This is a genomic window from Amycolatopsis sp. A1MSW2902 (assembly GCF_017312175.1).
GTDB lineage: Bacteria > Actinomycetota > Actinomycetes > Mycobacteriales > Pseudonocardiaceae > Amycolatopsis > Amycolatopsis nivea.
In genome coordinates, this window is sequence record NZ_QJPO01000001.1 from 8,257,237 (window position 1) to 8,271,370 (window position 14,134).

Here is a 14,134-nt window from a genome sequence, read left to right on the forward strand (position 1 = left end):
ACCGCCGAACGGAGGGCGAGATCAGGGTCGGCCGCCAGTACGCGAGGGCCACCCTCACGACCCGCGCCCGGCAGTCCGTGAAGGGCTCCTTGAGGGACTTAGATTCCCTGAAGGGGCCCTTCACGGCTTTTCGGGTACGTGAGGGCCACCCTCATTGACTCTGATTCCCTCAGGGTTCCCCTCATGGCCCTCGGCTCGCCCCGCCGCCGCCCGCGCCCTGGGATGCGCCCCAATGTGGCATTGGGTGCGTCGCATGCACCGAACGCCACATTGGGTGCGTCAGATGCACCCAATGCCACATTGGGGCGCAAGCCCCACCCCGAACGAAACCGCCACCGATGCACCCAACGAGCGTTGCACCCACACCACCCCCGCACCCCGATACGAAGCCAAAATGCGGTCTGAGGGTGCTTGTCAAGGCATCTTTACCGCCTTGACAAGCACCCTCAGACCGTCATCACAATCAAGCTTCGGGGTGCCCCACGCAACCACAAGCGATGTCGCCGCCAGGCGACGAGCCGAAGTACCCCCTCAGCAGTAAAACGCGCAAGTAGCCCCAACAGCAGACAACGACACAAAGAACCAAACCAAAAAGATCACCGCGGGAATAGCCGCCAAGATCCCGCACACCAGCCCGGCGATCCCCATCCCCTGCCCGGTCCACCCAGGCTTCCCGCCCTGCACCATCCCGGCCCACGACAACCCGATCGCCGTAATAGCCGCGACCACGTCGAAGAACGGAACCCAGAAGAAGATCAACGCGACGATCCCGACCACCATCCCGGCGATCGCGAGCCCGCTGGTCTTCAACGGCGTGACCCCGGGATACGGAGCCGCGTACGGCGCCCCGTACATCGGCGCCCCGTAGGGCACCGGCGCCTGACCGTATCCAGGCGTGGCCGGATACCCCGGCGCGGGCACCGGTCCGGAGGGATGCCCCTGCGCCGGGTCCTGGCCGGGGTAAGGCTGCTGCTGATACGGGTCCGTCATGGGTGCACTCCTGCTGCGACTGTCGCGACGGTGAGTCGTCGGCGGCTAACGGCGAAACGTTACGCGCGGTCGCGGGTCGATGTGACGGTTTTCAGCCTTTCAACCCGGATTCGGTGACCCCGCGTACCAGATATCGCTGGAGGAACGCGAAGAGCAGGACAATCGGCACGATCGACAGCACCGCGGCCAGGAACAGCAGGTTCAGCTGCGGGTTCTGCGCGGTCAGCAGCCCGGACAGGGCGACCTGCACCGTCCACGAGTCCGGCGACTGCGCGATGATCAACGGCCACAGGAACGCGTTCCAGCTGCCGATCACGGTGATGACCGCGATCGCGGCGAAGAAGCCCCGCGAGTTCGGCACCACGATCTTGCGGAAGACGCCCCAGCGGGACAGGCCGTCGACGCGGCCGGCGTCTTCCAGCTCCTTCGGGAAGTCCAGGAAGTACTGCCGGAACAGGAAAACGCTGAACGCGCTGAACAGGCCAGGGATGACCAGGCCGCGGAAATCCGAGAGCCAGCCGAGCGTCGACACCACCACGAAACTCGGCACGAACGTCACCGACGTCGGGATCATCAGCGTCGCCAGCACCGCGTAGAACACCGGCTTCGAGTACCGGTACGGCACTCGCGCCAGGCCGTAGCCGGCGAGCGAGCACACCACCAGCAGGCCCACGGTTTGCAGCACCGCGACGACGACCGAGTTCACGATGCTGCGCGCGAACGGCACGTCCTGCTGGTCGAACAGCTTCGTGAAGTTCTCCCAGTGGATCTCCTTCGGCCACAGCGTCCAGCCCGGCGCGGTGAGCTCCGCGCGCGACGCGAGACCGTTGCGCAGCAACAGGTAGAACGGCAGCAGGAAGAGGATCGCGGACACTGTGAGCGCTGTCCAGCGAAGCACCGCGCGGATCATGTCGCGCTCCGATCGAACCGGAAGAGCTTGCCCTGGAGGAGGGTGACCACGGCGATCAGCAGCGCGAGGATGATCGCGCCCGCGCTGCCGCGGCCAAGATCCTGGCCCCCGGAGCCGAGGGAGGTGTAGTAGAGGTACACCAGCGGCGGCCGCGCGAACGGCGGATAACCGCGGGAATCGCCCATGATGTTGTAGAACTCGTCGAACGCCTGGTAGGCGTTGATCAGATTCAGCAGCAGTACGGCCACCGACGTCGCGCGCAGCTGAGGCAGCGTGATGTGCCGGAAAACCTGCCATCCCGGCTTCGCGCCGTCGAGCCACGCCGCCTCGTACAGATGCTGCGGAATCCGCTGCAGCGCGGCGAGGAAAAGGATCATGTAGAAGCCGAGCTGCAGCCACAGCCGGGCGGTCACCAGCACCACCCAGTACAGCGGCGGGTGCACGGTGCCGGTCCACGCCACCGGGTCGATGCCGAAGACGCCGAGCACGGTGTTCGCGAGACCGTAGCGGACGCCGGAGAACAGCGACGTCTTCCAGATCAGCGACGCCACCACGTACGAACACGCGAACGGCAGGAAGAACACCGAACGGAAGAACGCCTTCGCGAACCGCAGCTGGTTCACGCCGACCGCCAAGGCCAGCGACAGCACGAACGTCAGCGGGACGATGAACAGGGCGAAGACGCTGAACGTGCCGAGGCTCGCGACGAACGGGCCGTCGGAGAGCATGTGCGCGTAGTTGTCCAGTCCGACGAAGACGCTGGGGGTGACGGTGTTGCGCGCGTCGAAGAACGACAGGTACAGGCTCCACCCGATCGGCACGTAGGCGAAGATCGCCAGGCCGAGCAGGAACGGACCCACGAACCCCCAGAACGCCAGCGTGTCCCGGGTTTTCCGGGACAGCTTCATCCGAACAGGCGTTTCAGCTCGGCCTGCGCGACGGTGACCGCGGCCTTCGTCTGCGCCACCGGGTCCGCGCCCTCCTTGGCGATCTTCGCGACCGCGTCCGACAACGCGGTGTTCGACGTCTGCGTCCACACCGGACCGCCGATGAGGTGGCTGTTCTCCTTGACGAACTTCACCACGTCCGCGGCCGGACCGCTTTGCAGCGTCTGCGCTTTGTCGATGAGGCTCTGCCGGGCGGGCACGTGGAAGCCGTAGCGGGTGGCGAACTCCAGCTGGCTGTCGGTCTGGTCGATCCACAGCCACTTCACGAACGCCTTGGCCTCGTTGACGTGCGCGCTCTTCGCGTTGACCATCGCGCCGTACGCGCCGACCGGGACCGACGGCTTGCCGCTGTCGTCCAGCTTCGGGAACGGCAGCACGCCGAAGTCGTCGTTGAGCGCGTCGCGGATCTTCGGGACGTTCCACAGCCCGGTCCACTGCATCGCGCAGAGCCCGTCGACGAACGCGCCCGGATCCGACCAGTCGGCGGGCGCGCCGAGCAGCAGGGAACCGTTGGCGTTCAACGTGTGCAGCTTGCTGAACGCGGCGGCCGCGCGCGGATCGTCGAAGCCGACCTCGCGGTTGTTGTTCTTCAGGTAGTCGAGCCCGGCCGACCACATGAGCGGCCCGGTGAGCGTGCCGACCCCGCCGTCATTGCCCGCGAAGAACCCCTTCACGCCGTCCTTCGACAGCTTGCTCGCGGCGTCGATCAGCTCGTCCACGGTCTGCGGCGGCTGCACGCCGGCGGCCTGCAGCATGCTCTTGCGGTAGAAGAGGACCTGCGTGTCGGTGGCCTGCGGAATGCCGTAGACCTTGCCCTCCACGGTCTGCGCGGCGAGCACGGCGGGGCTGAAGTCGTTCTTGACCGGCCCGATGATGTCGTCGAGCGCCACCACCTGGTTCTGCCGGACCCAGTCGATCTTCACCTGCGCCTCGAAAACGTCCGGCACCGGGCTGTTCTGCAGCGCGGTGACGATCTTCGAGTCGTAGTCGCCGGGGTTCCACACCACGTTGACCTTCGCGCCCGGATAGCTGGCCGCGTAGTTCTTGACGGCTTGCTGCACGCCGTCCTCGCCGTAGGCGTGGTACCACTGCTGCAGCGTGACCTTCGGGGCCTGCGACGGGGTCGAGGCTCCCGCCGACATCGCCGTGGACGGCGGCGGATCCCCCGGACGCCCGGTGTTCGACCCGCACGCGGCCGCGACCGCGCCCACCGTCGCCGTTCCCGCCAACGACAGGAACGACCTCCTGCTCCGCTGCTGCATCCCCAGTTCTCCTCCGACGTGCTGGGAAGGGCTCCTTGCCTGCAACAGATTCCCTCACGAAGCCCTTCCCAGGCCGACAACTCGCCGGAGATTTACCGCTCAGAGGTGTGAGATGTCGAGCTTTCCCTCGGAGTAGGACGCGCGCAGCCGCTTCTTGTCGAACTTGCCGACGCTCGTCTTGGGCACCTCCTCCACGAACGTCCAGTTCTCCGGCAGCTGCCACTTCGCGACCTTGTCCGACAGGTACTCGCGCAGTTCCTCGGCGGTGGCCTGCTGGCCCTCCTTGACCACGACGGCGACCAGCGGGCGTTCGTCCCACTTCTCGTCCGGGATGCCGACGACCGCCGCCTCGGCGACCGCCGGATGGCCCATCACCGCGTTCTCCAGGTCGACCGACGAGATCCACTCGCCGCCGGACTTGATCACGTCCTTGGCGCGGTCGGTGAGCGTGAGGAAGCCGTCCGGGCTGATCTTGCCGACGTCACCGGTGCGCAGCCAGCCGTCGTGGAACTTCTCCGGGTCGATGTCGGATCCGCCGTGGTAGGCGCCGGCGATCCACGGACCGGACACCTCCAGTTCGCCGACCGCCTCGTTGTCCCACGGCAGTTCCTCGCCGTCGTCGCCGATCAGCCGGGCCGCCACGGACGCCGGGAACCGGCCCTGGGTGTAGCGGTAGGCCCAGCGCTCCTCGCCGGTCGCGCTGGCAGGCGGACGCGCGACGCTGCCGAGCGGCGACGTCTCGGTCATGCCCCACGCGTGCAGGATCGGCACGTCGTAGCGCTCTTCGAAGGCGTGCATCAGCGACGGCGGCGCGGCCGACCCGCCGACGACCACCTCGCGCACGTGGCTGATGTCCTGCGGGTTCGCGTCGAGGTGTGCGAGCAGGCCCTGCCAGATCGTCGGGACCGCGGCGGCGAAGGTCGGCTTCTCCGCGGCCAGCAGCGCGGCGATCGGGGCGGGCTGCAGGAACCGGTCCGGCATCAGCAGCGAGGCGCCGACCATCATCGCCGCGTACGGCAGGCCCCACGACATGGCGTGGAACATCGGCACGATCGCCAGCGCCAGGTCTTCCTGGGCGAGCCGCATGCTGTCGGTCATGCAGACCTGCATCGAGTGCAGCCAGATCGACCGGTGCGAGTAGACGACGCCCTTCGGGTCGCCCGTGGTGCCGGAGGTGTAACACATCGCGGCGGCGGCCCGCTCGTCGATCTCCGGCCAGTCGAACTCGTCGGACTGCCCGGCCAGCAGCTCGTCGTAGGAGTGCACGGTGACGCCCTCGGGCGCGGTCAGCGCGGACGCGTCGCCGTTGGCCACGATCACGTGCTTGACCGTCTTCATCCCCGGCAGGTTGCTCGCCAGCAGCGGCACGAGCGTGCCGTCGACGATGATGACGTGGTCTTCCGCGTGGTTCGCCACGAAGACCAGCTGCTCCGGGAACAGCCGGATGTTCAGCGTGTGCAGCACCGCGCCCATGGCGGGCACTGCCAGGTAGGCGGCGAGGTGCTCGGCGTTGTTCCACATGAACGTGCCGACCCGCTGGTCGCCGGTGACGCCGAGACCGCGCAGCGCGTTCGCGAGCCGGGCGGCGTGCTTGCCGAGCTCCGCATAGGTCTCCCGGCGGGCTTCTGAACCGGTCCAGGTGACGACTTCGCTCTTCGCGTGCACCTTCGTGCCGTGGCGCAGCAGCTTCGCGAGCGACAGCTGTCCGCCCTGCATCGTGCTCAACATGGGTGACTCCCGTGGTGCTCGTTCGCCGGTGAACTGGGGTGCGCCCGACTCTAATGCGGATCCGCCGGATCGGGCACGAACAAGTTCGGTCACGGCTTGTCGGCCCTCTCCCGCCATCGGGTGGCGGCCCCGCGCTTCCATGATCCACTTCTGTCGTGATTCCCGTTGCGGGACAAGAAAATGCGTTGTGTTAACTGCGGTGAAATACACTCTCGTTCGGGTGAGGTAATGGGGGTGGAAATGAGCCCATCGAGGCCGTTTTCACAGGTCGCGAGGGGTCCCCTCGCGCAGGTCCGCCGCGCCCGTCGACGGGTGATAAGTGCGTGTCGGTTGCGCGTACTGCGGGCACGTGGCGTTTACTGGGGCCGTGGTAAGTGATGGCTGGCCAGCGCTTGCAGCTGCAAGCATCGGCTGAGACCGTCGGCCGCGAAAGCGGAGACCTGAGAGGAAAGGACATTACGTTGGCTCTGCCCACGTTGACTCCGGAGCAGCGCGCCGAGGCCCTCGCCAAGGCGGCAGAGGCTCGTAAGGCGCGTTCGGAGCTGCTCGCTTCGATCAAGTCCGGCAAGGAGAGCATCGAGTCGGTGCTCAAGCGGGCCAAGGAGAACAAGACCGTCGGCAAGACGAAGGTCACGCAGCTTCTCAAGGCGGTGCCCGGCCTGGGCGCGGTCAAGGTCGCCGCGCTGCTCGAGCAGGCGGGGATCGACCCCGACCGCCGGGCCGCTGGCCTGGGCGAACGGCAGCGCGAAGCGCTGATCGACGCGCTCAAGTAACGCTGATCCGGCGGCCGCGGGGAAGGTGGCGCGAGGTGTTGCACCGGCGACACTTTCCCCGCGGCGCTCCCGGATCCTGAGACGCTGGTGAAGTGACGACCAGTACCGCGCCGGCGACCCCGGCCGAGACCACCGTCCGCTACCAGCGTGGCGACTTCTTGTTCGCGACCGCCCGGCGTGCCCTGCTCGCCCGCGGTGCGCTCGGGACAGTCACCGACGCCGACCCACGCCGCCTCGCCCGCTCGGCTGCCGCTGAGCTGGACCGTTCCGGCGTGCCGCTCGCCGTCGGCGTGCTGCCGTTCGACACCGGACCCGGCGCTGCCTCGCCGGGGCACCTCGTGCTGCCCCGGACGGTGCACCGCGCCCAAGGCGAGGCCTCGGCCGCACCGCCCGCCGCCGACCTGCCCGCCCCGGCGGCCACCCGGCGGCTTCCCTCCGCCGACGGCCACCGCGAGAACGTGCGGGCCGCCGTCGCCGCTCTGCGCGACCGTGACCTGCGTAAAGCCGTCCTGGCCCGTGCGCTCGAGCTGGAATTCGACGCGCCGATCCCGGTCGAGGCGATCGTGCGCAACCTCGCGCGCGGCAACCCGCGCCACTTCACTTACGCCGCCGAATTGCCCGGCGGCCGCACGCTCGTCGGGGCCACCCCTGAGCTTCTGCTTTCCCGGACGGGCGACTCCGTGTTCACGACCCCGCACGCCGGGTCGATGCCGCGGTCGGCCGACCCGGAGACCGACCGGGCCAACGGCGAAGCCCTCCTCGCGTCCGCGAAGGACCGGGAAGAGCACGACCTGGTGATCGACTACGTCGTCGAGTCGCTGCGGCCGTTCTGCCGCAAACTCGACGTCCCGGCCGGCCCTGAGCTGGTCTCCACGCCCGCCATCTGGCACCTGCGGACGTCCATCACCGGCGAGCTGGCGGACCGCTCGGTGACCGCTCTCGACCTCGCTGCCGCCATGCACCCGACCCCGGCCGTCTGCGGCACCCCGACCGTCGCCGCGCGCGACCTGGTGCAGGAACTGGAGCCGTTCGACCGCGGGTACTACGCGGGCGCGGTCGGCTGGGTCGACGCGGCGGGAGACGGCGAGTGGGCCGTCGCGATCCGCTGCGCCGAGGTGGCCGACAAGTCGATGCGGCTCTTCGCGGGCGGCGGCATCGTGCCGGCGTCGGACCCGGACACCGAGTACCAGGAGACGATCGCGAAGTTCCGCACCCTGCTCGGCGCGATGGGGCTGGACGACAGCGCGTCCTGAGGCTTACGGCAGCCAGTGCTCCTCGGTGACGCTCAGGCTGTCCGAGGTCAACGCCGCGACCGCCGCCCGGTGCCCGTCTGCCGCCTTGAGGTCGGCTAGCCGGGTCCGCGCCGGGTCCAGCGCCTCGTCACCGGAGGCCATCAGCTCGGCGGGAGCGTCGTAGCGGGAGAACGTGATGCTCTGCAGCGGGATCTTCAGCCCCTTGCCGGTGGCCTTCATCACCGCTTCCTTGCGCGTCCAGTAGATGAAGAAGGCTGCCGAACGCTCCTCGTCCGACAGGCCCGCGACCGCTTCCCGCTCGGCCGGGCTCAGCGCGTACTCCACGAGCGACGCGTCCGCCTTGCGGCTGGCGGTTTCGACGTCGAGGCCTACCGGCACGCCGTCGGCGACCGCGAGGCCGATCAGATTGCCCGAATGCGAGATCGACAGCACGAGGTCCGAACCCGGCACACGCGGACGGCCGTGCGGTTTGCCGCAGTCGTCGCAGGTCGCGTCGAAGCGCACGGACTCCGCCCCGCCGCCGAGCCGTTCCGCGACGAGGGTCTTCGCGAGCACCCGGCCGGTCAGGAAGCGGCGCTGGTCGATTTCGAGCCGGTACGCGTCGTAGCGGCCTCTCTCCAGGTCATCCAGCAGCTTCAGGTAGCGGTCCTCCGCGGGCAGCGGTTCGGACCAGCGCACCACGATTTCGGTCACCGGCATACCCTCCCTCGTCCGCCTCCGATCTTGCCCGGGCGCGCCGAGGTTTGTCATGCCCCTATCCCGAACGCGGCGAAGGCCCCCTCGGAGTCCGAGAGGGCCTTCGCGGCGGAGATGACGAGTGCTAAGACTTGTTCTTGTCGCGCATCGCGATCGGGACCCCGGCTAGGTCCTCCTCGTTGCACAGCAATTTCACGTCGTAGTAGGGCGAACCCTGTCGCTCGTCGTAGTCTAGGTGGATCGCGAGGACGTCGAGCGGTTCTCCCAGCCACTCCTGCGCTTGGCGCAGCCAGACTGCGCAGCGCTCGAGCGCGCTGGGCAGGTCGTCGTCACGAAACTCGACTGGTCGATACGGCACGTCCTGGACCTGATCGCGCGGGTTTGAAGGCGCGGGCAGGCCAGGAGAGAGACCCGAGTCGTCCAGTTCGAGTTGGATCGTTTGCTCAGTCACCCTTCGAGCGTCCCCCACGTTCGCCGTCTGAGCAAGGCGTACGGCGCTAAAAGCCCTCTTGGACAGGCAAGTCCCACACCTGGGCGACCACTTCGAGGCATTGCCGGAGGTCGTGCGCACGCACCGCGACCGGATGTCCGAGGGCCCGCAATGCCAGCTCCGCGTAGTGCGTGGCCAGGTCTTCGAGCTTGAGCGGGCCCTTCGGGGAATACCACCGGGCCACGCCGCTGCACATTTCCAGCAATGCGAGCCGCGTCACGGCCGGTTGTGCGGTGTGGAACACGTTCGCCGCGGCGCCGTCTTCGATCGCCTTCGCCCAGAACTGCTCGTATTCGTCCCGCAGCGCGACGACCTGGGCACGCGCCGGAGCCGAAAGCGCGTCGACTTCGTTGTCCACCACCCGGGTTTCGCCCGGCTGGGCGGCGTGCGCGAGGACGTGCAGCGCGACCAGCGTGCGCATCCGGGCCACCGGATCGTCGCTGCCCGCGGTGGCCTTCGCGACCGCGTCGATCAGGCGGTGCAGCGAGGTCGTCATGATCTCGACAAGAAGATCTTCCTTGGTGCCCATGTAGTGGTAGAGCGTCGCCGAAGAAAGTTCGGCTTCCTGGGCCAGATCCCGAATGCCTGTGCCGTGGAAACCCTTGGTGGCGAACAGTTTCACGGCGGCCGCCCGGACGCGTTCGGCGCTGCTCATCGCCACTCCCCGGTGCTGCGGTCCCAGGAGCCGGCGCGCAGGTCGGCGACCTTGCGCAGTTCGCCCTTCGCGACGCGTTCGGACGGCGTGCGCGGCAGGTCGTCCGCGAAGGCCCAGAAGCGCGGCACCTTGAAGTACGCCAGTTGCTGCGCGCAGAACTCCGCCAGCTCCTCGGGCGACGGCCGGTTCTCGCCGCACACGACGTACGCCTTCACTTCCTCGCCGCGCAGTTCGTCCGGCACCGCGAGGACGGCCGCGAGCTGCACCTTCGGATGTTGCAGCAGTGCTCGCTCGACCTCGTCGGCGGAGATGTTCTCGCCGCTGCGCCGGATCATGTCCTTGGTGCGGCCGAGGTAGTAGACGCGGCCTTCGTCGTCCATCCGGGCGAGGTCGCCGGTGTGGAACCAGCCGCCGGCGAACGCGCGCGCGGTCGCTTCGGGATCCTCGTGGTAGCCGTGCATCAGCCCGATGCCGCGGATCAGCAGCTCGCCGGTTTCCCCGCGAGGCAACGGTTTCCCGTCCTCTCCGGCGATCATCGCTTCGCGGTCGCGGGTCGGCCGTCCGATGCAGCCGGTGCCCACCGCGGCGTCGTGGTCGGACTCGGAAACCCGGATGTCCCCGCCGGTCTCGGTCATCCCGAACGCCTCGTACCACGGCACGCCCCAGCGTTCTTCCAGCTGAGCGTGCAGGTCCGGCGGGATCGCCGACGCGCTGATCGCGCGGACGCGGTGGTTCCGGTCGTCCGGATGCGGCGGCTGGCGCAGCAGCAGCGTCGGCATCAGGCCGAGGCAGTAGAACCAGGTGACCTCGTACTCGCGGACCTTCGCCCAGAACGTGGAGGGGTGGAAGCGGTCCAGTACGACGAGCGTCGCCCCGGCGGCCAGCGCGAGCGCGACGTTCCACTGTGGATCAATGTAGTGGAACGGTTGTGCGGTAAGCAGAATGTCGTCTTCGCCGACGGCGGGGAAGTCGGTGGCGAGTCCGATCGCGAGCGTGGTCCAGTACCGGTGCGGCAGCACGCAGCCCTTCGGCGCGCCCGTGGTGCCGGAGGTGTACTGGATGTTGACCGGCTGTTCGGCCACCACCAATTCAGGTTCGCAGCGTGTTTCCGACTTGAGCGCGTCCGGCGTGAGGACGCGTTCCACGGCCGTTTCCGGCGCGATTTTCTCCAGCAGTTCCACGAACTCTTCGGCGGCCACCGCCAAGCGCGCGCCGGAGTGGCGCAGGACGTGCGCGCCGTCGAATTCGCGGTAGTTGATGTTCACCGGAACCAGAACGGCGCCGAGTTTGGCGAGCGCGAGCCACATGAGCGGGAATTCCGGCTCGTTGCGGAGCATCACCGCGACGCGATCGCCTGCCTGGACGCCTTGTTCCTGGAGCGCTTTAGCCAGGCGTCCGCTGCGGTCGTCGACCTCGGCGAAGGTGAACCTGGTGCCGGTGCTGTCGAAGATCCACGCGGTGCGGTCCGGCCAGAGCTGCGCGGCGCGCGTGACCAGGGCGACCAGCGTGTCGACGTTCTGCAGCGGCGTCACGCCCGGCTCCGGAACGCTTCGGTCGACTCGCGGACGGCGGCCGAGTGCTCGGTGATTAGGGCATGGGTGACCTCGAGTTCCAGCGCTGAGTCGAAGGCGTGGTCGATCCCGGCGTCGAGTGCTCGCTTCGCCATCGTGGCGGCCTCCGGCGGGTGATGGGCGATCTTCTCCGCCCAGCCGAGCGCGAGGGGCATCAGCTCGTCCGCTGGCACGGCGGCGTTGACGAGGCCGAGGTCGTGCGCGCGCCGGCCGTCGAACCGGTCGCCGAGCAGCAGCAGTTCCTTCGCCTTGATCGGCCCGACCAGCAGTGGGAGCAGCCTCGACGCGGCACCGGTGACGCTCAGCCCCAGCGACACCTCGGGGAACGCGAACACCGCGTCCTCGGCGGCCAGGATCAGGTCGCAGCCCAGCGCGAACTCCGCGCCCGCGCCGATCGCGTACCCGTGCACGGCGGCGATCACCGGCTGACGCAGCGCGCGCAGCCGGCGCGTGACGTCCTGGAGCCGCTCCAGCCTGGTCCGGGAGTCACCCTCCGGGGTGGGTTCCTTCAGGTCGTGCCCGGCGCAGAAGGCGCGGCCGTTGCCGGTGAGGAGGACGACGCGGGCTTCGCTGTGCGCGACCTCCTCCAGCGCGGTGAGGAAGTCGTCCACCAGCACGGGCGCGACGGCGTTGAGCCGCTCGGGCCGGTTCAGCCGGATCTGCGCGATGCCGCCCTCGACGGCCAGGTCAACGGTGCTCATGGAGGGGAGCCTAGACGTTCGATCGATCGATCGATAGTGTCCAGGGCATGCAGGTTGACGCGGTGTACGAGAACGCCAGGCTGGTCACCGGCGACACCGCACTGGCGGTGCTGCACGGCCGGATCGTGGCGCTGGGCGACGACGCGCGCGAACTGTCCGCCCGCCGCCGGGTGGACCTCGGCGGGGGTTTCGTCGCGCCCGGGTTCCACGACGCGCACAACCACATGGCCTGGTTCGGCATGGGCCTGGACGACGTGCCGCTCAGCGACTGCCGCAGCGTCGACGAGGTGTACGACGCGGTGGCGCGGCGCGCGGCCGAGCTGCCCGCCGGGAGCTGGGTCGTCGGCAGCGGCTACGACCAGAACAAACTCGCCGGAGGTGAGCACCCTGACCGGCACGGCCTCGACCGCGCCGCCCCCGGCATGCTCGTGCGGCTCAAGCACACGTCCGGCCACATGACGCTGGTCAACTCCGCGGTGCTGGACCAGCTGGACCTCGCGAACGTCCCCGTCGGCGGCGACGTCGTCCAGTCGGCCGACGGCTCGCCGACCGGTTTGCTGCGCGAGCAGGCGCAGTTGCTGCTGCGCCCGCTGACGTACCCGACGCCGCTCGAATCGGTGGTCCGAGGCCTCGACCGGGCGAGCCGGCAGTACCTGTCCGAGGGCATCACGAGCGTCCAGGAAGCCGGCATCGGCGGCGGCCTGGTCGGCGAGACGCCCGCGGAGCTGGCCGCGTACCAGCTCGCGCGCGAACGCGGCGTCCTGCGAGTCCGCAGCACGGTGATGGTCGCCGCGAGCGTCCTGCACGACCTGCCTGACGGCGCCGGCTTCGGCCTGGACCTAGGCCTGCGCACCGGCCTAGGCGACGAGTGGCTGCGGATCGGCCCGATGAAACTCTTCGCCGACGGTTCGCTAGTCGGCCGCACCTGCGCGATGCACGAACCGTTCGACGGCGAACCGGACAACCGCGGCTACTTCCAGGTGCCCGAGGACGAGCTGACAGCCACGATCCGCCGAGCCCACGACGCCGGCTGGCAAATCGCGACCCACGCCATCGGCGACCGAGCCATCACGGTCGTCCTGGACGCCTACGAAGCCGCCCTGGCCGCCAACCCGCGCCCGGACCACCGGCACCGCATCGAACACTGCGCCGTGCTCCCGCCCGCGGAACTGACCCGCCTGGCCGCGCTGGGCCTGATCGCGTCCCCGCAAGGCCGCTTCGTGAACGAACTGGGCGACGGCATGCGCGCAGCCCTCGGCGAAGCGCGGGTGCCGTGGTGCTACCGCCTCCGCAGCGTCCTCGACGCCGGATGCGTCCTGCCAGCCAGCTCAGACCGCCCCGTCGTCGACGGCGCCCCACTGCTCGGCCTCGCCGACATGGTCCACCGTCGCACGTCCACCGGCGAACCGTTCGCGGTAGAGGAAGCGCTGACCCCGGCGGAGGCCCTGCGCGCTTACACCTACGGCTCGGCCTACGCGACCTTCGCGGAGAGCTACCTGGGCACCCTGGAACCGGGCAAGCTCGCGGACTTCGTGGTGCTGTCCGCGGACCCACTGTCCACTGTGGACGACGCCCGCGTGCTCGGCACCGCGGTGGGCGGAGAACTCCGGTACGAGGCCTCGTGATGGGGAGGCCCGTCGTGCGGTCGGCTGGTGGGCTGGTTTTCCTGCCGGTTGGGGTGGGTGGTCGCCGCGGCTCGGTGACGGCTTGGTCGGGTGCTCCGCGCCGCTCGGTGGTTGGTTCGCGTGCTCGCCAACGTCCGTGGATCGGCTTGCGGGCTCCTTGCCGTCCGGCGCTCAGCGTGTGGGCTCCCAACCGCTCGGCGGTTTGGTCGGGCGCTCTTCGCTGCTCGCTGGCTGGTTCGGGCGCTCGCCAACCTTCACTGGCTGGCTTGAGCACTCGCCATCCTTCGTCGATTGGCTTTAGTGCCCGCCAACGTCCGTGGATCGACTCGCGCACTCCTCGCTGCTCGGCGGTCAGCGAGTGTGCTCGCCACTGCTCGACGGCTCCCCAGCCGAATCCTGCGCCTATTCACTTGTCGATTCACCGATCAACCGTCACCAACTCCTTCCCTCTCGTACCGCTCCACACCGGCTCCGCCGCGCCGGATTTCCATTGCCCTGCTCTGATACCTGCACCGTAGCCGCCACCACCGACA

The 14,134-nt window shown here is 69.0% G+C and carries 13 protein-coding genes; 3 read left to right on the forward strand and 10 right to left on the reverse strand.

Annotation, left to right across the window (positions count from 1 at the left end; genetic code table 11):
- Positions 1-531: 531 nt before the first annotated feature.
- The 5 genes from DMP23_RS38680 to DMP23_RS38700 all read right to left on the reverse strand — a co-directional run bounded on the left by DMP23_RS38680 (position 532) and on the right by DMP23_RS38700 (position 5,837).
- Positions 532-990 carry a DUF4190 domain-containing protein gene (locus DMP23_RS38680; RefSeq protein WP_037810976.1) on the reverse strand — a complete coding sequence of 153 codons (459 nt, stop codon included), beginning with the start codon at positions 988-990 and terminating at the stop codon, positions 532-534.
- 91 nt (positions 991-1,081) lie between these two features.
- Complete coding sequence (locus DMP23_RS38685; protein WP_037810977.1) at positions 1,082-1,900, reverse strand: carbohydrate ABC transporter permease; 819 nt, start codon at positions 1,898-1,900, stop codon at positions 1,082-1,084.
- Positions 1,897-2,808: a carbohydrate ABC transporter permease gene (locus DMP23_RS38690; protein ID WP_037810979.1), complete on the reverse strand. Its 912-nt coding sequence runs from the start codon at positions 2,806-2,808 to the stop codon at positions 1,897-1,899. The genes DMP23_RS38685 and DMP23_RS38690 overlap by 4 nt, the downstream gene beginning before the upstream one ends.
- Positions 2,805-4,109, reverse strand: a complete 1,305-nt coding sequence (locus DMP23_RS38695) for an ABC transporter substrate-binding protein (RefSeq protein ID WP_337823944.1) — start codon at positions 4,107-4,109, stop codon at positions 2,805-2,807. Before DMP23_RS38695 ends, DMP23_RS38690 begins: the two co-directional genes overlap by 4 nt.
- Positions 4,110-4,208: 99 nt before the next feature.
- Positions 4,209-5,837 (reverse strand): long-chain fatty acid--CoA ligase, encoded by a 1,629-nt coding sequence (locus DMP23_RS38700; RefSeq protein ID WP_337823945.1) that lies wholly within the window; start codon positions 5,835-5,837, stop codon positions 4,209-4,211.
- 461 nt (positions 5,838-6,298) lie between these two features.
- Here DMP23_RS38700 and mihF point away from each other — a divergent pair, with 461 nt between their 5' ends.
- Both mihF and DMP23_RS38710 read left to right on the forward strand, forming a co-directional pair.
- Positions 6,299-6,610, forward strand: a complete 312-nt coding sequence (gene mihF / locus DMP23_RS38705; protein ID WP_020664542.1) for an integration host factor, actinobacterial type — start codon at positions 6,299-6,301, stop codon at positions 6,608-6,610.
- A gap of 92 nt (positions 6,611-6,702) precedes the next feature.
- Complete coding sequence (locus DMP23_RS38710; protein WP_337823946.1) at positions 6,703-7,863, forward strand: isochorismate synthase; 1,161 nt, start codon at positions 6,703-6,705, stop codon at positions 7,861-7,863.
- 3 nt (positions 7,864-7,866) lie between these two features.
- On the opposite strand, the gene DMP23_RS38715 is transcribed toward DMP23_RS38710, so the two are convergent.
- The 5 genes from DMP23_RS38715 to DMP23_RS38735 form a co-directional block, all read right to left on the reverse strand.
- Positions 7,867-8,556: a 4'-phosphopantetheinyl transferase family protein gene (locus tag DMP23_RS38715; protein WP_037811207.1), complete on the reverse strand. Its 690-nt coding sequence runs from the start codon at positions 8,554-8,556 to the stop codon at positions 7,867-7,869.
- Positions 8,557-8,683: 127 nt separating this feature from the next.
- Positions 8,684-9,010, reverse strand: a complete 327-nt coding sequence (locus DMP23_RS38720) for a hypothetical protein (protein ID WP_037810987.1) — start codon at positions 9,008-9,010, stop codon at positions 8,684-8,686.
- Positions 9,011-9,056: 46 nt separating this feature from the next.
- The gene (locus DMP23_RS38725) at positions 9,057-9,704 is read right to left on the reverse strand and encodes a TetR/AcrR family transcriptional regulator (protein WP_037810989.1); all 648 of its coding nucleotides are present in this window, start codon (positions 9,702-9,704) and stop codon (positions 9,057-9,059) included.
- A complete protein-coding gene (locus DMP23_RS38730) occupies positions 9,701-11,236 on the reverse strand; it encodes an ATP-dependent acyl-CoA ligase (protein WP_337823947.1) in 1,536 nt (511 codons plus the stop codon). Before DMP23_RS38730 ends, DMP23_RS38725 begins: the two co-directional genes overlap by 4 nt.
- Positions 11,233-11,976, reverse strand: a complete 744-nt coding sequence (locus tag DMP23_RS38735; RefSeq protein WP_337823948.1) for an enoyl-CoA hydratase/isomerase family protein — start codon at positions 11,974-11,976, stop codon at positions 11,233-11,235. The genes DMP23_RS38730 and DMP23_RS38735 overlap by 4 nt, the downstream gene beginning before the upstream one ends.
- A gap of 47 nt (positions 11,977-12,023) precedes the next feature.
- On the opposite strand from DMP23_RS38735, the gene DMP23_RS38740 reads away from it, so the two are divergent.
- Positions 12,024-13,601: an amidohydrolase gene (locus DMP23_RS38740; RefSeq protein ID WP_337823949.1), complete on the forward strand. Its 1,578-nt coding sequence runs from the start codon at positions 12,024-12,026 to the stop codon at positions 13,599-13,601.
- The last annotated feature ends 533 nt before the right edge of the window (positions 13,602-14,134 follow it).

Excerpts from the sequence above, each read along its gene's own strand:
- DMP23_RS38740 (WP_337823949.1), top strand. The coding sequence starts at position 12,024 with ATGCAGGTTGACGCGGTGTACGAGAACGCCAGGCTGGTCACCGGCGAC.
- DMP23_RS38695 (WP_337823944.1), bottom strand. The coding sequence starts at position 4,109 with ATGCAGCAGCGGAGCAGGAGGTCGTTCCTGTCGTTGGCGGGAACGGCG.
- DMP23_RS38680 (WP_037810976.1), bottom strand. The coding sequence starts at position 990 with ATGACGGACCCGTATCAGCAGCAGCCTTACCCCGGCCAGGACCCGGCG.
- DMP23_RS38735 (WP_337823948.1), bottom strand. The coding sequence starts at position 11,976 with ATGAGCACCGTTGACCTGGCCGTCGAGGGCGGCATCGCGCAGATCCGG.
- DMP23_RS38725 (WP_037810989.1), bottom strand. The coding sequence starts at position 9,704 with ATGAGCAGCGCCGAACGCGTCCGGGCGGCCGCCGTGAAACTGTTCGCC.
- DMP23_RS38685 (WP_037810977.1), bottom strand. The coding sequence starts at position 1,900 with ATGATCCGCGCGGTGCTTCGCTGGACAGCGCTCACAGTGTCCGCGATC.
- DMP23_RS38700 (WP_337823945.1), bottom strand. The coding sequence starts at position 5,837 with ATGTTGAGCACGATGCAGGGCGGACAGCTGTCGCTCGCGAAGCTGCTG.
- DMP23_RS38690 (WP_037810979.1), bottom strand. The coding sequence starts at position 2,808 with ATGAAGCTGTCCCGGAAAACCCGGGACACGCTGGCGTTCTGGGGGTTC.